Origin of the sequence: Actinokineospora auranticolor (genome assembly GCF_041897805.1) — a bacterium.
GTDB lineage: Bacteria > Actinomycetota > Actinomycetes > Mycobacteriales > Pseudonocardiaceae > Actinokineospora > Actinokineospora auranticolor.
Map to the genome: position 1 here is coordinate 3,796,947 of NZ_CP154825.1, position 19,700 is coordinate 3,816,646.

Here is a 19,700-nt window from a genome sequence, read left to right on the forward strand (position 1 = left end):
TCACTATCAAGATAATTGGTGATCGGTGAGGATTGGGGGCGGGTGAAGTTCGGGGGATAGTCGGTGCGGTAGGAGCTGAGGTACCGGTTCTGCCGAGACGAGGGCTGGTCGAGTGGGAGAGCGCGCGGCCAGACCGAACCTGGACTGGGGTGGACGACGCGGTGCTGGTCGAGCAAGGAGAGGGTGGAGTTGTCGAAGGGAAGTTCGCCGGGGGCGGGTGGGCCGGGGAGGGCGAGAGGGGCCAAACAGGGCGGGTCAGGGGAGGTGGCGCTCCGGGTAGCCGAGGGCCAGGTCGCTGACGTCGTCGAGGGCGGCGCGGATGGCGGTGGGGAGGGTCAGTTCCTCCGCGGCCAGGGAGCCGCGCAGCTGGGCCGTGTCGCGGGCGCCGACAATGGGGGCCACGACGCCCGGGCGGTCGCGGACCCACGCCAGGGCGACGGCCAACGGGGACGTGCCCAGGCCGTCCGCCGCGGTGACCACCGCCTGGACGATGCGGGCCGCGCGGTCCGTGCGGTGCCGCTCCACGTACGGCGCGTAGACGGCCGAGGCGCCGCGGGAGTCGGCTGGGGTGTTGGTGCGGTACTTGCCGGTCAGCACGCCTCTGCCGAGCGGGGCCCAGGGGAGCAGGCCGATCCCGTGGTGGGCGCAGGCGGGCACGACCTCACGCTCGATGCCGCGTTCCAGGAGGGAGTACTCGACCTGGGTGCTGACCAGTTGGGCGGCCCCGGCGACGTGGGCTTGGCGGGTCGCGGCGGTGGCGGTCTGCCAGCCGGAGTAGTTGGAGATGCCCGCGTAGCGGGCTTTGCCGCTGCGGACGGCCGCGTCGACGGCGGCCAGGGTCTCGTCGAGCGGCACCGTGTCGTCCCAGGCGTGCAGTTGCCAGAGGTCGATGTGGTCGGTGTCGAGTCGGCGGAGCGAGCCTTCCAGCGCGGTGAGCAGGGCGCCGCGGGAGGCGCCGCCGCCGAAGGGGCCGTCGTGGCGCCGGGCGACGGCCTTGGTGGCCAGGACGACGTGGTCGCGGGGCACGATGTCGTCGAGCAACGAGCCGAGCAGGGTTTCCGCCTCGCCGTCGGCGTAGATGTCGGCGGTGTCGACCAACGTGCCGCCCGCCTCGGTGAACGCCGTGAGCAAGCTCGCCGCGGTGTCCGCGTCGGTGGTGTCCCCCCAGGTCAGGGTGCCGAGGCCGGTTCGGGAAACCCGCAGCCCGCTGCGCCCGAGGTGTCGTTGCTCCACGATCACAGACCCTATGCGCCCGGTGGCCGCGCGCCACTCGCGGCCCACTGGTGGACCGGTCCTACTCGCGGGTAACCTCAGGCCATGCGACTCGGACTGAACATGGGCTACTGGGGTGCGGGCAACGACGCGGCGAACCTCGAACTGGCCAAGGAGGCCGATCGGCTGGGCTACTCGGTGGCGTGGGTGGCCGAGGCGTACGGGTCGGACGGTCCGACGATCCTGTCCTGGGTGGCCGCGCAGACCGAGCGCATCGACGTGGGCAGCGCGATCATGCAGATCCCGGCCCGCACGCCGACCGTGACGGCGATGACCGCGGCGACGCTGGACTCGCTCTCCGGCGGCCGGTTCCGGCTCGGGCTCGGGGTGTCGGGGCCGCAGGTGTCCGAGGGCTGGTACGGGGTCAAGTTCGACAAGCCGCTGGGGCGCACGCGCGAGTACGTGGAGATCGTGCGATCGGCGCTGCGCCGGGAGCGGGTCAGCCACCAGGGCAAGCACTTCGTCCTGCCGCTGCCCGACGGCCCGGGCAAGCCGCTGAAGCTGACCGTCCACCCGGTGCGGGAGGAGATCCCGGTCTACCTGGCGTCGATCGGCCCGAAGAACCTGGAGCTGACCGGCGAGATCGCGGACGGCTGGCTCGCGATCTTCTACTCGCCGGAGCACGGTCGCGAGTCGCTGGAGCTGATCGCCAAGGGCCGGTCGAAGGCGGGCAAGACCCTCGACGGGTTCGACGTCGTGCCGACGGTGTCGCTGGTGGTGGACGACGACTGGCGCGCGGCGGCGGACCTGGTGCGGCCGTACGCGGCGCTGTACGTCGGCGGGATGGGCAGCCGGGAGCAGAACTTCTACAACAACCTCGCTTGCCGGATGGGTTACGAGGCGGAGGCCGCCGAGTGCCAGGACCTCTACCTGGCGCGGGACTACGCGGGCGCCGCCGCGAAGGTCCCTTTGGGATTCCTTGACTCGACGTCGTTGCTCGGCCCGAAGGCGCGGATCGCGGAGAAGATGCAGGCCCTGGCGGAATCGGGGGTCACCACACTGACCGTTTCGCCGATCCTGCAAGATCTGGAGCGCAGCAAGGCGGCCCTGCGGGTCGCCGCGGACGCACTGGATCTCGCGGGAGTCGGTAGTTGACCTGGTTTCAAGCAATCGTCCTCGGCATCGTCCAAGGACTGACCGAGTTCCTGCCGATCTCGTCATCGGCGCACATCCGGATCGTGTCGGAGCTGTGGTTCGGCGGTGACGCGGGCGCGTCGTTCACCGCCGTGATCCAGCTCGGCACCGAGACCGCGGTGATCATCTACTTCGCCAAGGACATCGGCAGGCTGTTGAAGGCCTGGTTCGTCGGCCTGTTCCGGGCGTCGGCGCGGTCGGACCCGAACTACCGGCTGGCCTGGTACGTGATCATCGGCTCGGCGCCGATCGCGGTGCTCGGCTACGTGTTCAAGGACGCGATCCGCTCGGGCCTGCGGAACCTGTGGATCACCGCGATCGTGCTGATGGTGTTCGCCGTGGTCCTCGCCGTGGCCGACGAGCTCGGCAAGCAGGCGCGGGACTCGCTGACGATGAAGGACAGCGTGTTCATGGGTCTGGCGCAGGCGATGGCGCTGGTGCCCGGGGTGTCGCGGTCCGGCGGGACGCTGACGGCCGGGTTGTTCCTCGGCCTGAACCGGGAGGCGGCGACCCGGTACTCGTTCCTGCTCGCGATCCCGGCGGTGTTCGGCGCGGGCCTGTTCAGCATCCCGGACGTGCTGGACCGCAGCGGGCCGGGGCCGCAGGCGGACGTGGCGCAGACGATCGTCGCGACGGCGGTGTCGTTCGCGGTCGGGTACGCGTGCGTGGCGTGGCTGCTGCGGTACGTGTCCAAGCACAACTTCATGCTGTTCGTCTGGTACCGGATCGTGCTGGGCGCGGTGCTGTGCGGGCTGCTGGCGACCGGGGTCGTGTCGCCGACGTGATCGTCCCCCCGCCTGACCGGTGGGGGAGCGCCTCCGCTTAGGCTGTTCGGCCGTGGCCACCGTCGTCCTCCTCCGCCATGCCCGATCCACCGCGAACGGCTCCGGCGTGCTCGCCGGCCGCAGCGAAGGCGTCCGCCTCGACCCGTCCGGGGAGAAGCAGGCCGCCGCGCTGGTCGACCGGTTGGCGGGTGTGACCCTGCACGGGTTGGTGCGGTCCCCGTTGTTGCGTTGCGCGCAGACCCTGGCGCCGCTGTCGTCGGCGCGGGGGCTGGAACCCGTCGTCGAGGACGCGTTGGCCGAGGTCGACTACGGGGCGTGGACCGGCAAGGAGATCAAGGAGCTGGTCGAGGAGCCGCTGTGGAAGGTGGTGCAGCAGCACCCTTCGGCGGCGGTGTTCCCGGGCGGTGAGGGGTTGGCCGAGGTGCAGGCGCGCGCGGTCCGCGCGGTGCGGGAGCACGACGCGCGGATCACGGCCGAGCACGGTGAGCGGGCGGTGTGGTTGCTGTGCAGCCACGGTGACGTGATCAAGTCGGTGCTGTCGGACGCGTTGGGGCAGCACCTGGACACCTTCCAGCGGATCGTGGTGGACCCGGCGTCGGTGAGCGTCGTGCGGTACACGCCGACCCGGCCGTTCGTGCTGCGGATGAACGACTCGGGGTCGGAGTTCGCGGGGATCGTGCCGCCGGAGCCGAAGCCGGATGAGGATCCGGCGAAGGCCGGGGACGCCACGGTGGGCGGTTCGACCGGGCGTTGAGCTTGGATCGCCGAGACTGTTGGAGCTATCCAAGCTTCTGTTAGCTTGGGTGCATGACCGTTCTTGTCACCGGTGCGACCGGTCGGGTGGGTAGTCGGTTCGTTCCCCGTCTCGTGGGGTGGGGGCTTCGGGTACGGGTTCTCGTGCGCGACGCGGCTCGGGTCCGGGGTCTGGTCGACCTGGGTACCGAGGTGGTCGAGGGCGACATCACCGACGCCGGTGCCCGGGTGCGGGCCGTCGAGGGCGTCGAAGCCGTGGTGAACGTGGCGGCGGCGTTCCGCGGTGTGTCCGACGAGCACGCCGTCGACGTCAACCGGCACGCGGCGGTCGGGCTCGCGGAGGCGGCGTTGGACGCCGGGGTGCGGCGGTTCGTGCACACGAGCACCGGGTTGGTGTACCCGGGCGGCCTGGGGCGGCCCGCCGCGGAGACCGATGAGCCTGCCTCGGGCGGCACGCACGTCTACCCGGTGAGCAAGGCCGCCGCGGACCGCGCGTTGGTGGAGCTGCACCGGACGCGGGGGCTGCCGCTGCGGATCGCGCGGCTGGCGTTCGTGTACGGCGAAGGGGACCCGCACCTGGCGGAGTCGCACCGGTTCATCGCGGACTGGTCGTCGGCCAAGCGGCTGCACATGGTGCACCACGCCGACGTCGGCCAGGCGCTGCTGCGGATGGCGACCGCCGACGGGTTGGACGGCGCGGTGGTGAACGTCGCCGACGACGCGCCCACCACGGCGTGGGAGTTGGCGCGGCTGACCGGTCGGTCGGCGCCGGTGCGGAACGAGCCCGTGGCCGACGCGTGGGAGAGCGTCCTCGACACGACCAGGTTCCGCACCGTTCTCGGCCTGCGACCGCTGTTCCCGACCGTCCACACCGCCGTCGACGCGGGCGCGCTGTGACGCTCTAGGCTGGAGCGCATGCGGGCGCCCGACTCCAGTCGACTCAGTGCGGAGATCTGGCGGGTGCTCTACGACTTCGTGCTGGTCCAGCACGAGCGGCACCTGGCGGCGGCGGCCGAGGCCGGGGTCAGCCCGGGGGACCTGAAGACCCTGGTGCGCCTGGTCCCGGGTGAGCCCCAGCCGATGCGCGCGCTGGCCGACCAGCTGCACTGCGACGCGTCGACGGTGACCTGGATCGTGGACCGGCTGGAGAAGCGGGGGCTGGTGGAGCGGCGGCCGGTGCCGACCGACCGGCGGGTGAAGGCCGTGGTGCTGAGCGAGGCGGGGGAGCGGGTGCGCACGGAGCTGCTGACCCGGATCAACCAGCCGCCCGCGGCGTTGGCGGCGCTGTCGGAGCGGGACCTGGTGGCGCTGCGCGAGGTGGCCTGGAAGCTGCGGTGACCGGGTCGCGGCGGTCCTGGACCGCCGTGACCCGCGGGTTCAGGCCTTGTCGGGAATCACGCCGCCGGTCTGCGCGGAGGCGACGCAGCGGTTGGGGAACTCGCCCCGGTAGTCGATGAACGTGTCCTCCCACGGTCCCCGGATCGTGACGGAGACGGGGTTGATGTCCATGGTGCAGACGATGTCGGACGGGGCGATCGCGCTGATGTCGCCGTCCGCGTCGGCCAGGGCCTGGCAGGCGGCTTTCGGGTCGGGGTGGGTGCTGCCGTCGGTCGGGTCGCAGTTGAGCTTGACCTCGCTGAGGCCGGAGGCGCCCCGGATGCCGATGGACAGCTGGGCGACCTCGGGACCCGCCACCGCCGGCACGACCCCGGCGGCGAGAAAACCGAGCGCGGCCACACCGGCCAGGACTGTACGCATGTCGGACCACTCCTCTGGTCTGTTCGGGTTACCCCGCTGGCCTACCCGACCCTTCCGGCCCCACGCCCACTTGGCGACCAAGTGCACCCATCCGGGTGGGTCTTCCCCTGGTGATGTGGGATGCGCTGACGTCGTGCGGACAATGCGAAACCGCCCCCGACAAGGCAATGGGGACGGCTAGGGTCCGGCCGTCGTTCGGGGATAGCAGGGAGAGCACTTGCTCAAGTGTTGTCGGCGTTATTCGCCGCGGGCTTGACGCTGGCCGGTTGTAGTACCGCGATTTCGGGGACGCCGGTCGCTGTGCGTGGCGGTACGAGCGGTGCCGCCGATCCAGTAGGAGGAAATCCTGATGACTACAGGCGCACGCCGATCGACGCCCCATTCCCGGCGGCGGGCGAGTTCTTTACAACGAGGATAAGGACAAGGACAAGGTCGAGCGCGTGGACGACTCCACCTGCGGGCTGACGAAGGGCAATTACGCAGTGCGGGTGATGCTCAGTTCCGGTCCGGGTGCGGGGCTCGGCGAGGTCCCTCCGCTGAAGGGAGCCCGTGTCTCCGACCTGAGGATCGGAGTCTTCCCGGCCCGGAAGGAGGTGCTGGGTTCCAGTTGCGCCATTGCCGTGGAACTCGTTCCAGGGCGTGTCTTGCGTGTGCAGTACTGGCGTAAGGACTTTGTCGTCGGGAGCGAGTGCATGTGGGCTCGGGACACCGTCAAGGAGGCGTTGACGAGGTTGATCTACCCGTAGTCAGTCCTTGCGGGTGGAGATGACGTGGGTGGCGACCGCGGCGGCGGCGAGGAGGGCGGGGCCGGTGGTGGCCAGTGCGGTGGTCGAGCCGAGGACGGTGTCGCCGTGGCCGGTGTTGGCGAGGTGTTTGAACAGGGTGTTCGGCGGCATCCCCGACACCAGCAGCGCGGCGGCCACGCAGGCCGACGCGGTGAGGAAGGCGTAGCCCTGGCGCCGGAACACCAGCCTTGAGCACAGCAGGCCGATGGCAAGGCCGGTCGTGCCGCACATCAGGTGGGCGAGGGCGCCGACGAGGACGTCCGCGCCGGTGATGGAGTGGGGTGCCATCAGCAGGGGGAGCGCGAGGCCGCCGAGCGCCATGGCGGCGAGGACCAGGCAGTCGGTGACCAAGGTCGCGATGAGGACTCGTACGGCGCTCCCGGCCGTGACGATCGCGATGGCGCGGTGCGCGGGTTCCTCGACGCTGATCACCGCGATGCTCAGCCACGCCGCGCAGGCGAGGAGGGCTCCGGAGTTGACGGCGTAGACCCCGGGGAGCGGGCCCTGGTTGCTGCCGGACGCCGTGGCCACGCACACAACGAACACCATGACCGGGGCCAGGTACCGCTGCGAGTGGATCACGGTGGCCAGGGTGTAGCGGATCAGCGCGGTCATCATCTGCGGCGCTCCGGGGTGAGGCTGTCGACCGACCACCCGTGGCGCAGGGCGGTGGTCAGCAGGGCGTCGGAGTGTTCGCGGTCGACCCGGATGATGTGCTGACCATCGTGGGTCGCGGTGCTGAGCACGCCGGTGAGGCCGGACCAACCCGGGTCGTGGGTACCGGTGGTGAGGACGACCTCGACGACCTCCCGGTCGGTGGTGACCGGGTCGGAGATGCGGCCGTCGGCGATGCGGTGGATGTGGGTGGCGTTGGCGCGGGTGACGGACTCGCGGTGGTCGGTGAACACGACGGCACCGCCCTTGGCCGCCGTCTCCGCGATGATGCCCGCGAGGACCCCGTGGGCGTCGGCGTCGAGGCCGGACCACGGCTCGTCCAGGACGAGCAGGTCGGGCTGGCGCAGGATGGCCTGGGCGAGCGCGACCTTCTGCGTGTTGCCCTTGGACAGCGTGCGCAGCGGCGCGTCGTTCCCGCCTTGCAGGGTGAGGCGGTCGAGGAGGGTGCCGGCGCGCTGGTCGGCCTCGGCCGCGCTCAGGCCGCGGATCCGGCCGAGGTGGTGCAGGTACGTGCTGGCCGACAGGCGTTCGTTGGGCGGGAACCGTTCGGGCACGTACCCGACGGTGGCGGGACGGCCCTCGACGCGCCCGGTGGTGGGCCGGGAGACGCCGACCATGAGCCGCAGGAGCGTGGACTTGCCGGAGCCGTTGCCGCCGACCACCGCGACGACGGTGCCGGGGGCGATCTCGAGGTCGATGTCGCGCAGGATCCAGCGCCCGCTGCCGTAGCGCTTGCTCACCGCTTCCAGGCGTAGCACGTCACCCCCTTAAGGGTCAGGTGCCGCCGTCGGCCAGGAGTTGGATCTGGGCGAGGCGGGTCGTGTCGCGGAAGATGACACCGTAGTGGCGGTATCGCGCGGGTAAAGCGACCTTGAACGGGCGGGTTTGTTTTCGCCAGGGGAACGACTGGTCGGTCCGGGTGTCGAGATCGTGCCAGGTGTGGCCGTCGTGGGAGCCGCGGAGGGTCCACGCGGTGGGGTCGGGGCCGGTGGACGCCGAGGTGAGGGTGTAGATCAGCACGCGCGTGGGGTCGGTGGTGGTGACGGTGACGGGGGAGTCCACTGTGGATTCGGTGTGCGCGTCGTCGTCGAACAGGGCGCCGGGTAGGCCGGTGGTGATGTCGCGCAGTGGTGGGCCGTCGCCGAGTGGTTCGGGGGTGGCGGTGGCGCCCCAGGTGGACGGTTCGGGGCCCATGGTGAACTCCAGGTGGGCACCGGAGGTGAGGGTGTCGTGGCTGATCCACGGTGTGTCGTGGGGAGCGCCGTCGACGGTGAGGGACTGGACGTAGACGTTGCGGTGGTTGTTGCCGTGCGCGGTGATCCGCAGGTCGCGGCCGTTGTCGAGGTGCACCACCGCGCGGGGGAACAGCGGTGAGCCGATGGCGTAGACACCGCTGCCGACGCGCAGCGGGTAGAAGCCGAGCGCGCTGAACAGGTACCAGGCCGACATCTCGCCGTTGTCCTCGTCGCCGCAGTAGCCCTGGCCGATGTCGCTGCCCTGGTAGAGCCGGGCGAGGACGTCCCGGACGAGTTCCTGGGTGCGCCACGGGCGGCCGAGTTGGCCGGGCAGGTACGCGATGTGGTGCGCGGGTTGGTTGCTGTGCCCGTACTGGCCCATGCGCACGTCGCGCGCCTCGGTCATCTCGTGGATGGGGCGGCCGTAGGAGCCGGGGTACTCGGCGGTCTCAGGGGTGCCGAAGTAGGTGTCGAGCTTGTCGGCGAGCACCTCGGGCCCGCCGTGCAGGGCGGCGAGGCCCGCCGGGTCGTGGGGGACGGCGAACGCGGCGGTCCAGCCGTTGGTCTCGGTGTAGTCGTAGCCCCACACGCGGGGGTCGTAGGCGTGCGGGTCGCGGCGGAAGCGGTCGCCGTCGCGGCCTTGGAAGAAGCCGACGGCTGGGTCGAAGTGGTGGGCGTAGTGGCGGGCGCGGTCGGTGAAGTAGGCGTGGTTGTCCTCGTCGCCGAGCGCGGCGGCCATCCCGGCGATGCCGAAGTCGTTGACGCAGCCCTCCAGCGCCCAGGACAGGCCGTCGGGGGTGGACATGGGGGTGTGGTGCAGGAAGATCGAGCGGTCCAGGCCCTTGCGGCCGACGCCGTTGTGCGGCGGGACGACGGTGGCGTCCCGTAGTGCGGCGTTGTAGGCGTCTTGTACGTCGAAGCCGGTGACGCCTTTGGCGTGCGCGTCGGCGAAGGCGACGTTCGAGCTGGTGCCGGTCATGAGGTCGGCGTAGCCGGGGGAGGACCAGCGCGGCACCCAGCCGCCGTCGCGGTAGTGCTGGAGGAACCCGTCGACGAGTTCGCCGCAGCGGCGCGGGGCGAACAGGGCGTAGGCGGGCCAGCAGGTGCGGTAGGTGTCCCAGAAGCCGTTGTTGACGTAGAGGGATCCGTCGAGGACGGCGGGCGGGTCGCTGGTGGGGCTGGCGTGGCGACGGCCGGTGTCGGTGTCCTCGTGGGCCGAGTTCGGGTAGAGGAACAGCCGGTAGAGGCAGGAGTAGAGGGTGGTGAGCTGGTCGTCGGTGGCGCCTTCGACGTCGATCTTGTCGGTGATCGCGGACCAGGCGTCGCGGGCGCGATCGCGGACGGCGTCGAAGGTGTCGGCTTCGGCGAGGTTGCGGCGCGCCTGTTCCGGGCCGATCAGTGACGTCGCGACGCGGAGGGTGACGGTCCGGGTGCCGGGGGCGTAGCGCAGCAGCATGGTGCGAGCGCGGGCCAAGCCGCGCCAGCGGTGGTCGGCGCGCGCGATCGGGTGGTCCGACTCGGCGTGCACCCACATGCGACCCGCGCCGACCGACAGGCCGCTGCGCACGTCGGTGTGACCGGTGATGGTGTCGCCGTCGACGCGGACCTCGCCGCCGAGGCCGACGTTGTCGAGCACGAGGTTGGCCGGGCCGGGCGGGAAGTGGAAGCGCAGGACGGCGGCGTGGTCGGCGGGGGCGATCTCGGCGCGCACGCCGTTGTCGAAGGTGACGTCGTAGTGGTACGGGTGCGCGTGTTCGTCGGCACGGTCGAAGGTGAGGGCTCGTGTCCGGCGGCCGACGGCGGTGCCGGTGGTCGGCATGAAGTGGAACGTGTGCCGGTCGCCCATCCACGGGCTGGGCAGGTGGCTCAGGCCGATGGCCTGCAGCGCGGGGCGGTTCGCGTCGGTGTTGCCGCGGTGGTACTCGTACGACCAGTTGGTGACCGCGGCGTTGGTGACCGGGACCCAGAAGTTGAACCCGTGCGGCACGGCCGTCGCGGGGATGGTGTTGCCCCGGGAGAAGGACCCGGTGGAGTGGGTGCCGCGGGTGGTGACGATCCGGTCGACGGGGGCGGCGGTCCGGGTGGGCGCGGGGCCGATGGTGAGGTCGTCGACCCAGCCCGCGAACGCGGCGGGGGCGTGGGGGCAGTCGACGGCGAGCAGGACGCGGGCGATGACCCGACCCAGCGCGACCGGGCCGAGCCGGACCACGCGGTGGTTCCACTGGTCGGGGAACAACGCGCGCGACGCGCCTTGCTCGCGGGCGGTGAACCCGAAGCCGAGCTGGTCGACCGCGCCGAGCTCCGAGAGGCGGGTGCCGTCGTCGAAGGCGAGGTCGACGGCGACGTAGGTGGACGGGTAGCGGCGGTCGAGGAGTTCGGGGAACACGACGTAGGCCAGTTCGGTGTCGGCCTCGACCGGTTGGTCGGACCAGAACAGGCGGTTGATCGCGCGGTTCGGCGCGGTGACCTCGCCCTCGTAGCGCAGTGACCGCAGGCCCGTGAAACCGACGTCGGCCTTGGCCGCGGGCGCGGAGACCGGGCCGGACCCGAGGCGGGTGCGGAGCGTGACGCCGACCGGGTCGGTGCCGATGTCGGGGGTGTCGACCCAGGTGGGCACCGGGTCGCCCGCCTCGAACGAGGTGCGGAAACCGCTCATGTGATCGAAGTTACCCCGCGTGGCCGCTGATCGCGCACAGTCTTGGTGTCGAGGTCGGCGGCCGGTTCCGGGGACCGTCGTCCGGGCGTCGTGGTCGCGGTGGGTGATCGGGTTCATGGGGTGGGATTGATCGCCCGCCGGACCGGTGGGGGCGCGTTAGGGTCGAGTGGTCGAAAGGGCGGAGGGGGAGCCGGATGGCGCCGGGAGTCGGCGAACTGTTCATCGCCGAGGCGGATCGTGAGGCTTGGCGGCGTCCCCTGGTCCGGTGGGCGGTCGCGGGCGTTGTGGTGGGGGTGGCCGCGCTGGTGCCGCTGGTCACCGGGTGGGTGCACCGCGGTGTCGCCGCCGCGGTACTCGGCTTGGCCTTGGTGGTGGTGCTGGGGAAGGCGGGCGGGTACGTCGGTCGGCGGAAGCGGCGCGTCAACCCGTTGATGATCGACCTGGACGGGGTGCGGTTGCCGACCGGGCAAGGGCCGGTGTCGCTGCCGTGGGACGCCGTGCGGGCGGTGGTGGTCGACGGGCCGACGCTGCGGTTCCGGGTGCGGCCCAGCGTCACGCCGGGCACGCCGGGGGTGGCGGGCATGCACCGCCGCGACGCCTGGCCGGTCGCCTCCGGGCCCGGGCTGCCGCTGGACACCCGCCTCTACCGGCGCGGGCTTGAGGAGATCCTCGACGCCGTGCGCACGTTCTCCGGTGACTCGGTGCGCATAACCCGACCGTAGGCGTTCACTCACTTGGCGTGCGCCCAGGACGCCGCCATCGCACTACGCTCCGGAGTCGGGGCGCACTCCGGTGCCCCGATCGTGAACGCCGGGAGTGTGGACGCGGTGGTGTCCGGTCACCTTCTCCGGGGCGGTTCCCGCTCCCCGCTGCTCGACCTGGTCCGCCTCACCCGCGTGCTGCGCGGCGCGGGGGAGTGCGAGGAGCCGGTCGAGGTCATCGCCACCCCCGCCGACACCCCGTACCTGTGCGGTGTCGCCGGGGCCGCGGGCCTGCGGATCTGCCCGCTGTCGCCGATGCGTGCCCACCCGCTCGGCCAGGGCCGTCCGCCCGCGGAGTTGGCGAGTGCGCTGCGCGCGGTCACCGCCCGGGTCGTCCTGGTCAGCCTCACCCTCGGGGGCGGTCCCGTCGACGGGCTGCGCGCGGCGCTCGACGACGCCGCCGACCTGCTCGTGGTCGCCGCGAGCGGGCCGCCGAGCCCGCTGACCGCACACCCGGACGTGCTGCCGGTGCGGTCGTGCACCCCGTCCGGTCGACCGAGCTGGTTCGTCGACCTGGACGAGGACGACGACCCGCGCGGCCTGCTCGCCCCCGGCGAGGACGTACCCGGCCCACGGGGACCCGCCACCGGCAACGGTGTCGCCGCCGCCGTCGTCGCGGCCACCGCCGCACTGCTGTGGTCGCGGTTCCCCACCGCCGACGCCCGCACCGTCCGCGCGGCCCTGCGCATCGGCACGACCCCCACCCGTCGCATCGGCCCCCCGGTCCTGGACGCCGAGCGGTCCCTGGAATTCCTTCGCCAGTACGCGCCCTGATCGCCCTGGGGGACGCCGCACCGTGGCGACCCGGCTGCGTCGGTGATGTTCAGCCGAGCGCGGGCAGCGGCTGCTGATTGAGACGCGCGGCACCGTGTGGTCGGTCCACTACGACTGCTAGTGGGTCGAATAGACGCCGGACCTCTTGGCGCTCCCCGCCTTGAACTGCCTAGATGAGCCCTTCGCGCAGGGCGAAGGCGACCGCGTGGGCTCGGTTGCGCAGTTGGAAGCGGCTGGTGACGTCGTGCAGGATGCCCTTCACCGTGCGCTGGGAGTAGCAGAGTTGTTCGGCGATCTCGCGGGTCTCCAGGCCGTCGGCGATCATGCGCAGCACCTGGGCCTCGCGGGCCGACACCCCGGCCAGGTCCCAGCCGCGCGGGCTGAGCACCTGCCGCTGGAGGCGGGCGACCCGGTCGAGCAGGCCGGCCAGCAGGTCCGGCGGCAGCGCGCCGTCGCCCGCGGCGGTGGCCCTCACCAACCGGACCAGGGTGTCCGGGGTGGCCTCCGCGCGGCGGACCACCGCGGCCACGCCGATGCCGACGATCTCCAGCAGGTGCGCGTTGTCGATCTCCCCGGCGACCAGCACCACCCGGTGCCTGCCGCGCGCGTGCAGCCTGCGGAACAGGGTCTCGGTGCGCGGGTCCCAGGTCTCCGCGACGACGAGGTCCACCGTGCGGTCGCCGTCGGGGCGGTCCCCGTCGGCGACCAGCCGCACCTCCCGCCGCGGTCGCAGGGCGGCGTCGAGCCCCGCGCGCGTGATGACGTCGATCGCGTGCAACACGACCTGGACCGGTTCCATGTTCCCCCCTTGACCTCCGGCGACGACGTGTCCCTAGTGGTCCCTATCGCCGCGCACCGGCCGGGCGTGAGGCCCAAGTCCGCACGGGACACCGGTTGCGGTGGACCGACCGACCACCGGTGGTCCGGTGGTCGGTCGAAAGCATGATCGGCTCCTCCCCCCGACGACGGACGACCCCGCCGCGCCCCGTGCCTAGCGTGGCCGGGACGGAAGAAGGGGGAGACATGGGGGAGAAGCGGCTCACCGCACTGGACGTGCTGCGCGGTGTGGCGATCCTGGGGACCTTCGGCACCAACGTGTGGATCTTCAGCAGTCCGGCGGGGATCAGCGGGATCTTCGGCGCCGCCGGGCCGGTGGAGACCGCGCTGCGGGTGCTGAGCAACGGCAAGTTCCTGGCGCTGCTGTCGATCCTGTTCGGGGTCGGTCTGGCCATCCAGCACGCCTCGGCGCTGCGCCGCGGCGCCCGCTGGCCCGGCCGGTACCTGTGGCGGGCGACGCTGCTGCTGGTCGAGGGGGCGCTGCACTACCTGCTGGTGTTCGAATTCGACGTGCTCATGTTCTACGCGGTGATCTCCGTGCAGGTCGCCTACCTGGTCGGCCGGAGCGACCGCGTCCAGCGGTGGTGGATGGCCGCCGCCGCGACCTTGCACCTTGTGGTGGTCGGCGGGATCACCGCGCTGCTGTTGGCAGACGGCGGATCGCTGTCCGGCGGCACGCCCCCGGATACGTCCGACTGGACCGCGCAGGTCGCGACCCGGGTGGAGAAGTTCCTGGTGTACCGCGCCGAGGCGGTGTTCGTGCTGCCGCTCGGGGTGGTGCTGTTCCTCGCCGGTTCGCGGCTGTACCGGGCCGGTGCGTTGGCGGACACGCCGCGCGGCGCGGTCCTGCGGCGGCGCTTGGCGGCGTGGGGGCTCGGCGCCGGACTGCCGCTGAGCGCGCTGACCGCGTGGGCCGGACCGCAGTGGGCGCTGGTGGAGCGCTACGCGTGCGCGCCGGTGGTCGCGTTCGGGTTGCTCGGCGCCGTCACCGCGCTGGTGCGCCGGATGCGCGCCGCCGCGGGCCCGTTGCGGCGCGGTGTCACCGCGGTCGGGCGCTGCGCGTTGTCGTGTTACATCGCGCAGAACGTCCTCGGGTCGGTGCTGTGCTACGACTGGGGCCTCGGCCGCACCGGTGGACCTTTGTGGACAGTCGCCTGCTGGCTGCTGGTCTCCGCGGCGGTCGTGGCGGGCGCGAGCTGGTGGATGACCCGCCACGACCGCGGTCCGGTGGAGACGTTGTGGGACATGGCCTACCGGGCGCCCGGGTTCAGCCGCGCAGCGTCTGGCTCGGCAGCGCCGCGAACGCCTCGCGGTAGTACGCGGTGAACCGGCCCGCGTTGAAGAAACCCCACCGCGCGGCTACGGCCGACACCGTCTCGCGTCCCGGATCCGCGTCGCGCAGGTCCCGGTGCGCGCATTCCAGCCGCACGCGCCGCAAGTAGGCCATCGGGGTGGTGCCGCGGTGGCGGCGGAACGCCAACTGCACGGCCCGGATCGTCACCCGCGCCGCCGCGGCGATGTCGGCGACGGTGATGTCGTCGGCGGCGTGGTCCTCGATGAAGGCGATGGCCCGGTGCAGCGTCGCCGGACCGGCGTCGTTGCGGTCGCCGGGGGACGGGTCGAGCAGCGCGGTGTTCGGGAAGGTGGCCAACGCGGTCGCGGCGAGCAGCCGCCCCGCGTTGGCCACCACCAGCGGGTGGAGCGGGTACTCGGGGTGTGGGAGCACGAGGTCGGCGATGTAGCTCACCGCGTCCTTCCAGCGGCGTTGCGCGACCGCGGACACCGGCTGGAACCCGGTGAACCGCAACCGGTTCCCGGCGGACTCCGCCACCTGGGTGAACAACTCGGGGTGGAACATCACCGACCGCAGCGCCGCGTCCTCGGTGCGGGCGGCGAACGGCATCTCCGGCTGGGTCTGCACCAGCACGTCCCCCGCCCCGACGCGGTCCTCCGTCCCGGCCATGGTCCGCTCGACCCGGCCCGCGCGGCACTCGATGATCAGCAACCCGAACGTGTCGGCGTCGAACCCGAGGCGCATCGGCAGCTCCAGGTCGTCCACGGCGAACAGGCCCGCGTCGGTGCGGTCGTGCCGCAGGGCGCGGGCGCCGAGCAGTCCGCTCATCCGCAGCCCCTGGTCGTAGGCCGCGACGAGGTGCTGGTGCGCCTGGTCGGCCTCGGTGGTGACGAACTCGGTCCGCCGCGGCGGCGCGGCCGTTCCGGTCAAGGACATGTCCTGCTCCACGGGTCGGTGGTGGCCGGGAGTGTCTGTGTCTGGTACCCCGCAGGGGGCCGCTTACTCCGTACACCGTTCTGGCTCGTCCATCAACCCCGCCGCCACGCCCACGACCGGCGGCGGTTTCCGGCCCGGCGCGGAGTTGCAGGCTAGGGTCCGCCCGTGCGGGAGCCCACGGTCGTCGCGAACCCGGCCAGGACGACGGCCGTCCTCGCGGTGCTGTTCGTGGTGGGCGGATCGGCCCTGGTGGGCGGCGTGTACCTGGCGGTGCAGGCGTTGTTGGACGGGTTCCTGGACGCGCTGGGGTCGTCGTTCCTGCCGATGGTCGATTTCGTCGCGAAGCTGCCGGAGCTGTGGGGGACCATCGCCGCGTTCGTCGTGGGCGCGGCGGGTGGTGGGTCGGTGGCGCGGAGGGGTCGGCACGAAAGCCTGACGCTGACTGTTGCCGATGATGAGGTGGGGGTGTTGTCGAGGAGGGTGGCGAGGGTTTTTCCGCGCGGGGAGGTGAAGGCCGCGTTTCTGGATGAGGGGGACCTGGTGCTGCTGGGGTCGAGGACCGAGGAGCTGTACCGGGAGCCGTGTGATCAGCGGGCGGGCGCGGTCGGCCGGGCGTTCGCGGAGCACGGGTACGAGTGGTTGCCGGAGGACCCGCACAAGGCGGAGTTCCGGATCTGGGTGCCCGGGACCCCCGGGATGCCGGCGGGAGCCGACGAACTCTTCCGCGCCAGGGAGTTCGCACTGTCCAAGAAGGACAAGATGCGACCCAAGACCCACGCGCTCAAGGAACAGCTGGCGGATCTCGACATCGTGGTCCTCGACCGTGGGACAACGAAGTACTGGCGGTTCGCTGAGCACTGGTTCCGGCTGGAGTAGTCGCCCGACCTGAATGACTTCCAGAACCCCCGCCCGCCCCAAGTGCAGCCCCCGCCCTCCTCTTTTTTGGGGGGCCTGCTCCAGTCTATCGGCGCAGGGGCGGCGTGAATCGGGGTGTGAACTCTTGCGAGGCCTATTCACGCCCCACAATGATCACCCCGAAGTGCAAGACAGACGCCAAGGAGGTGTGAGGCGGAGAGGCGGGGCGCGGTGAGGAAAGGTAACGGCTGTGGGCGGGGAGCGTGGACAAGGGAACGATGCCGCTGGAGGGACTGGTGATGGTGGTCGGATCGGGCGGTTTTCTGCTCTGTCCCTGCGGCCCGCCGAGCGGATGTCCGTAGTTGGGACCGTTGAGGCGCCGAAGGACTAGGGCGTGAGTGAGCGGGGCGGCAGGGCGAGGGAGGTCTTCAGTCAGGAAGAGATGCCCTCTTGCTCGGGGTGCGGGAGTAGTGATTCAGCCTCAAGAGTGTTGCGGGGACTGGTTCCCCGAGTTCCTGATCCACTCGGCGCGGAGGAGTTCGTATTCGACCTCACCCTCCTCCGTGCCCGGGATCGGGTTGTCCCAGTCGAGGTGAAAAGTCCGGACGTAGCGCAAACCAGCCTTCTCCATGACGCGGCGAGACCGATGGTTGACCGACATCGTCTCCGCCCACACCCGGTGGCTGCCCAGCTCGCGGAACGCCATGTCCACCAACGCCAGCGAGCCCTCCGTGGCCAGTCCCGAGCCCCACGCCGACGTACGCAGGCGGTAGCCCAGCTCCACCTCCCGCGCGTCGCCCGGCGTTCGGGGGTCCAGGGCGAACCAGCCGACGAAGACGGAGTCCGCGGTGGCCGCCCACTTGCCCACCGGGCCGCGTTCGTATTCGGCGAGGATCGCCGGTAGGACTGTGGATTCCACGACCTCGCGCGGGGTGGGGACGCCGCCGGTGAGGTAGCGCATGACCTGTGGGTCGGCGTCGAGGGACACGAGGTTGTCCACATCGGCCCGCGTGAAGCGGCGCAGGGTCAGTCGGTCGGTGGTGAGCAGGGCGCGCAACGGGATCGGGACCTTTCCGGTTGGTGTGTGACCGGTCGCCATCGTGGTGGTGTTGTTGTGCTGGGGCCAAACGGTTATCGGCTCTCGGACTGTCCTTTTTCTGTCCGTTCGCAGGTCGAAACGGGTGTCGATCTCCACGCGATGGGCTGGGTGCGCCGGTGGTCGGGGCTCCCGGGCAGGCGCGCGGCGGGAGGTCGGACGCGATGACGGACACCACGGCCGAGGAGACGGTCGCCCACGGCGGCGCGGTTGGTGGGCGGCGCAGACGCGGGCGGTTCGACGTCGAGATCGAGCAGTTGCTCAAGACCAGGACCGGTGCCGCCGCCGACACCGTGGCGGAGTTGTGCTCGGTGCTGGAACAGATCCACCGGGTCAGCTGCGGTGAGGTGCGGATCGCGGTGTCCGGCGCGGTGTCGTCGCTGAAGTCGACGACCGTGGAGCTGCTGCTCGGTCGCCCCGGCTTGCTGGCGATCGATGAGGGCGCGATCACCCCGGCCCCCACCGAGGTGCGGTTGGCGCAGGTCGACGACCCGGTGCCGCCCCGCCAGTGGATCTGCACGATGACTGAGAGCACGGCCCGCAGGCGCGCGGTCGCGCTGCTCGGGTTGCCGCCCGAGACGGACCTGTCGTTGGCGGAGTTGGCCGGGACGGGTGGGGACAACGACGCGTTGGTGGCGCAGTTGGTCGCGGCTACGAGTGCGTTCGACTACGGCGCCACGTACTCCGCCGAGGAGTTCGCCCGCCGGGGCGGTGTGCTGCGCATCGACGGGTTCGGCACGGCGCTGGTCGAGCGGGTGGTCGTCGAGTTGGCGGTGCCGCGAGCCGAGTGGGACCTGTCGTGGGCGGGCAGGCGCGCGGTGACGGTGGTGGACCTGCCCGGCACGGGCAAGGGCCGCGCGTTGGAGAACCTGATCAACGAGCAGCGCTCGGCGGTGGCGCACATCGCGCTCAACGTCGTGGGGTTGGCCGCGGGCAACGACTTCGAGGCCCCGCCCGCGCACGCGATGTCGGCGTGCGTGCTGGTGGCGACCCGGTTGGACAGCCTCGGTTCGCCCGGCGACCCGGCGGTGCTGCACAACCTGGAGTCGGCGGTGGCGACGACCGTGCGGGACTGGCAGGTCAGCGGCAGGCAGGCCGAGGTGGCGGCGGTGTGCGGGCCGTGGGCGTGCGCGTCGGCGGAGCAGTGGGCCCGGTTCAGCCCGAACGCGGAGGCGTGGGTGTCGGCCGAACGCGCCCGCGACCAGTGGACCCGTGCCCCGTGGACGCCGACCGGGCCGACGCGGGGCGCGTTGCGGGAGGCGGTGTCCGAGGCGCTGTTCGACGGCGGGACGCGGCGGTTGCGCGAGCTGGTGGAGCGCTTGGCGGCGCGGTCGGGCGGCCGGGTCGACGAGGCCGAGTTGACCCGGTTGATGGACCGCGCGGCGCGGCTGGTGGGTGTGTTGCGCGACAACCGGTCCGCGACGCGGACGGAGGACTGGGCGGTCCACGCGCGGCTGGTGCGGTTGCGCGGCGACCAGACGCCGATCGACCGGATGCGGCGGTTGGCGCGGCGCGCGGCGGAGGACGCGGTCTACGGGATGGGCGAGTGGGACCGGTTGCGGCCGCTGTTCCTGACCGGCCGCTGGTCGGGTTCGGTGCCGCGGACCAGGTCGGCGTTCGAGAAGGTCGGCCTGGCCGAGGTGGCGGCGGCGGCGATCGACGTGTCGCACGAGGCGCTGGAGGACCTGCTCGACGAGTGGGGCGCGGACTACGGGCTGTCGTTGTCGCCGCCCGCGTTCGACGAGGACCGCGCGCGGGCCGAGGCGGCGCGGTTCGGCGAGTTGGGGGCGCGGTTGCTGTCGATGATGACCGACGGCCGCTTCGGCGGGGACAGCGGTGACGCGTTGACGCTGCGGTGGGTGGCGCGGACCCGGCTGGAGTTGGCGACGCTGCTGGAGGGGTTGCTGGTGCACCGGATGGCGCCGTCGATCACCGCGGCGTGGGCGGAGGCGGACGTGGCGCTGGCCGAACTGGTGGCGAAGGCGACCCCCGCGTCGTCGGGGGTCGGGACGTTGCGGATGGTGGAGCGCAAGCTCGACGAGTTGCGGCGTGAGCGGTCGCGGGGCGGTCGCTAGTGGTCGCCGGGTCGAACGG

Annotated in this window: 18 protein-coding genes; 10 read left to right on the forward strand and 8 right to left on the reverse strand. The window is 71.9% G+C overall.

The window, feature by feature from the left end; translation table 11 throughout:
- Positions 1–255: 255 nt before the first annotated feature.
- Complete coding sequence (locus V5P93_RS16980) at positions 256–1,233, reverse strand: aldo/keto reductase (protein WP_104479994.1); 978 nt, start codon at positions 1,231–1,233, stop codon at positions 256–258.
- Positions 1,234–1,317: 84 nt separating this feature from the next.
- Between V5P93_RS16980 and V5P93_RS16985 the strand changes: the two genes are divergently transcribed.
- Genes V5P93_RS16985 through V5P93_RS17005 form a run of 5 tightly spaced genes read left to right on the forward strand, consistent with a single transcriptional unit; the run spans position 1,318 to position 5,282 of the window.
- On the forward strand, positions 1,318–2,367 hold the full coding sequence (locus tag V5P93_RS16985; protein ID WP_104479813.1) for an LLM class F420-dependent oxidoreductase: 1,050 nt from the start codon (positions 1,318–1,320) through the stop codon (positions 2,365–2,367).
- Positions 2,364–3,191, forward strand: a complete 828-nt coding sequence (locus V5P93_RS16990; RefSeq protein ID WP_104479814.1) for an undecaprenyl-diphosphate phosphatase — start codon at positions 2,364–2,366, stop codon at positions 3,189–3,191. The genes V5P93_RS16985 and V5P93_RS16990 overlap by 4 nt, the downstream gene beginning before the upstream one ends.
- A 52-nt stretch (positions 3,192–3,243) precedes the next feature.
- Entirely contained in the window at positions 3,244–3,945 is a 702-nt protein-coding gene (locus V5P93_RS16995; RefSeq protein WP_104479815.1) for a histidine phosphatase family protein, read from the forward strand.
- A gap of 53 nt (positions 3,946–3,998) precedes the next feature.
- The gene (locus V5P93_RS17000) at positions 3,999–4,841 is read left to right on the forward strand and encodes an NAD(P)-dependent oxidoreductase (protein ID WP_104479816.1); all 843 of its coding nucleotides are present in this window, start codon (positions 3,999–4,001) and stop codon (positions 4,839–4,841) included.
- An 18-nt stretch (positions 4,842–4,859) separates the two neighbouring features.
- On the forward strand, positions 4,860–5,282 hold the full coding sequence (locus V5P93_RS17005) for a MarR family winged helix-turn-helix transcriptional regulator (protein WP_104479817.1): 423 nt from the start codon (positions 4,860–4,862) through the stop codon (positions 5,280–5,282).
- A gap of 39 nt (positions 5,283–5,321) precedes the next feature.
- Here V5P93_RS17005 and V5P93_RS17010 read toward each other — a convergent pair whose 3' ends face one another.
- The 4 genes from V5P93_RS17010 to V5P93_RS17025 form a co-directional block, all read right to left on the reverse strand.
- Positions 5,322–5,702, reverse strand: coding sequence for an SSI family serine proteinase inhibitor (locus V5P93_RS17010; RefSeq protein ID WP_104479818.1), 381 nt, complete (start codon positions 5,700–5,702; stop codon positions 5,322–5,324).
- Between the two features lie 746 nt (positions 5,703–6,448).
- Positions 6,449–7,102, reverse strand: coding sequence for a hypothetical protein (locus V5P93_RS17015; RefSeq protein ID WP_104479820.1), 654 nt, complete (start codon positions 7,100–7,102; stop codon positions 6,449–6,451).
- Positions 7,102–7,920: an ABC transporter ATP-binding protein gene (locus tag V5P93_RS17020; RefSeq protein WP_219823999.1), complete on the reverse strand. Its 819-nt coding sequence runs from the start codon at positions 7,918–7,920 to the stop codon at positions 7,102–7,104. The genes V5P93_RS17015 and V5P93_RS17020 overlap by 1 nt, the downstream gene beginning before the upstream one ends.
- Positions 7,921–7,936: 16 nt before the next feature.
- Positions 7,937–11,053, reverse strand: a complete 3,117-nt coding sequence (locus V5P93_RS17025; RefSeq protein WP_181043546.1) for a GH92 family glycosyl hydrolase — start codon at positions 11,051–11,053, stop codon at positions 7,937–7,939.
- 194 nt (positions 11,054–11,247) lie between these two features.
- On the opposite strand from V5P93_RS17025, the gene V5P93_RS17030 reads away from it, so the two are divergent.
- Together V5P93_RS17030 and V5P93_RS17035 are read left to right on the forward strand one after the other, a co-directional pair.
- On the forward strand, positions 11,248–11,775 hold the full coding sequence (locus V5P93_RS17030) for a hypothetical protein (RefSeq protein WP_104479822.1): 528 nt from the start codon (positions 11,248–11,250) through the stop codon (positions 11,773–11,775).
- An 81-nt stretch (positions 11,776–11,856) separates the two neighbouring features.
- Positions 11,857–12,588, forward strand: coding sequence for a hypothetical protein (locus V5P93_RS17035; protein ID WP_146108063.1), 732 nt, complete (start codon positions 11,857–11,859; stop codon positions 12,586–12,588).
- 169 nt (positions 12,589–12,757) lie between these two features.
- Here the strand turns inward: V5P93_RS17035 and V5P93_RS17040 are convergent, their stop codons facing one another.
- Positions 12,758–13,387, reverse strand: a complete 630-nt coding sequence (locus V5P93_RS17040) for a response regulator transcription factor (protein ID WP_104479824.1) — start codon at positions 13,385–13,387, stop codon at positions 12,758–12,760.
- 224 nt (positions 13,388–13,611) lie between these two features.
- On the opposite strand from V5P93_RS17040, the gene V5P93_RS17045 reads away from it, so the two are divergent.
- On the forward strand, positions 13,612–14,751 hold the full coding sequence (locus V5P93_RS17045) for a DUF418 domain-containing protein (RefSeq protein ID WP_104479825.1): 1,140 nt from the start codon (positions 13,612–13,614) through the stop codon (positions 14,749–14,751).
- Here the strand turns inward: V5P93_RS17045 and V5P93_RS17050 are convergent.
- Positions 14,693–15,655 carry a helix-turn-helix transcriptional regulator gene (locus V5P93_RS17050; protein ID WP_104479826.1) on the reverse strand — a complete coding sequence of 321 codons (963 nt, stop codon included), beginning with the start codon at positions 15,653–15,655 and terminating at the stop codon, positions 14,693–14,695. The genes V5P93_RS17045 and V5P93_RS17050 overlap by 59 nt on opposite strands.
- 165 nt (positions 15,656–15,820) lie before the next feature.
- On the opposite strand from V5P93_RS17050, the gene V5P93_RS17055 reads away from it, so the two are divergent.
- Positions 15,821–16,531, forward strand: a complete 711-nt coding sequence (locus V5P93_RS17055) for a hypothetical protein (protein WP_104479827.1) — start codon at positions 15,821–15,823, stop codon at positions 16,529–16,531.
- A 460-nt stretch (positions 16,532–16,991) separates the two neighbouring features.
- On the opposite strand, the gene V5P93_RS17060 is transcribed toward V5P93_RS17055, so the two are convergent.
- Positions 16,992–17,609: a GNAT family N-acetyltransferase gene (locus V5P93_RS17060; protein ID WP_104479828.1), complete on the reverse strand. Its 618-nt coding sequence runs from the start codon at positions 17,607–17,609 to the stop codon at positions 16,992–16,994.
- 161 nt (positions 17,610–17,770) lie between these two features.
- Here V5P93_RS17060 and V5P93_RS17065 point away from each other — a divergent pair, with 161 nt between their 5' ends.
- Complete coding sequence (locus V5P93_RS17065) at positions 17,771–19,681, forward strand: hypothetical protein (RefSeq protein WP_104479829.1); 1,911 nt, start codon at positions 17,771–17,773, stop codon at positions 19,679–19,681.
- Positions 19,682–19,700: the final 19 nt, after the last annotated feature.

What these genes read in the sequence shown, in the direction of transcription:
- V5P93_RS16985 (WP_104479813.1), top strand. Translation starts at nt 1,318, where the DNA reads ATGCGACTCGGACTGAACATGGGCTACTGGGGTGCGGGCAACGACGCG.
- V5P93_RS17000 (WP_104479816.1), top strand. Translation starts at nt 3,999, where the DNA reads ATGACCGTTCTTGTCACCGGTGCGACCGGTCGGGTGGGTAGTCGGTTC.
- V5P93_RS17005 (WP_104479817.1), top strand. Translation starts at nt 4,860, where the DNA reads ATGCGGGCGCCCGACTCCAGTCGACTCAGTGCGGAGATCTGGCGGGTG.
- V5P93_RS17010 (WP_104479818.1), bottom strand. Translation starts at nt 5,702, where the DNA reads ATGCGTACAGTCCTGGCCGGTGTGGCCGCGCTCGGTTTTCTCGCCGCC.
- V5P93_RS17015 (WP_104479820.1), bottom strand. Translation starts at nt 7,102, where the DNA reads ATGACCGCGCTGATCCGCTACACCCTGGCCACCGTGATCCACTCGCAG.
- V5P93_RS17025 (WP_181043546.1), bottom strand. Translation starts at nt 11,053, where the DNA reads ATGAGCGGTTTCCGCACCTCGTTCGAGGCGGGCGACCCGGTGCCCACC.
- V5P93_RS17030 (WP_104479822.1), top strand. Translation starts at nt 11,248, where the DNA reads ATGGCGCCGGGAGTCGGCGAACTGTTCATCGCCGAGGCGGATCGTGAG.
- V5P93_RS17040 (WP_104479824.1), bottom strand. Translation starts at nt 13,387, where the DNA reads ATGGAACCGGTCCAGGTCGTGTTGCACGCGATCGACGTCATCACGCGC.
- V5P93_RS17045 (WP_104479825.1), top strand. Translation starts at nt 13,612, where the DNA reads ATGGGGGAGAAGCGGCTCACCGCACTGGACGTGCTGCGCGGTGTGGCG.
- V5P93_RS17050 (WP_104479826.1), bottom strand. Translation starts at nt 15,655, where the DNA reads ATGTCCTTGACCGGAACGGCCGCGCCGCCGCGGCGGACCGAGTTCGTC.
- V5P93_RS17060 (WP_104479828.1), bottom strand. Translation starts at nt 17,609, where the DNA reads ATGGCGACCGGTCACACACCAACCGGAAAGGTCCCGATCCCGTTGCGC.
- V5P93_RS17065 (WP_104479829.1), top strand. Translation starts at nt 17,771, where the DNA reads ATGACGGACACCACGGCCGAGGAGACGGTCGCCCACGGCGGCGCGGTT.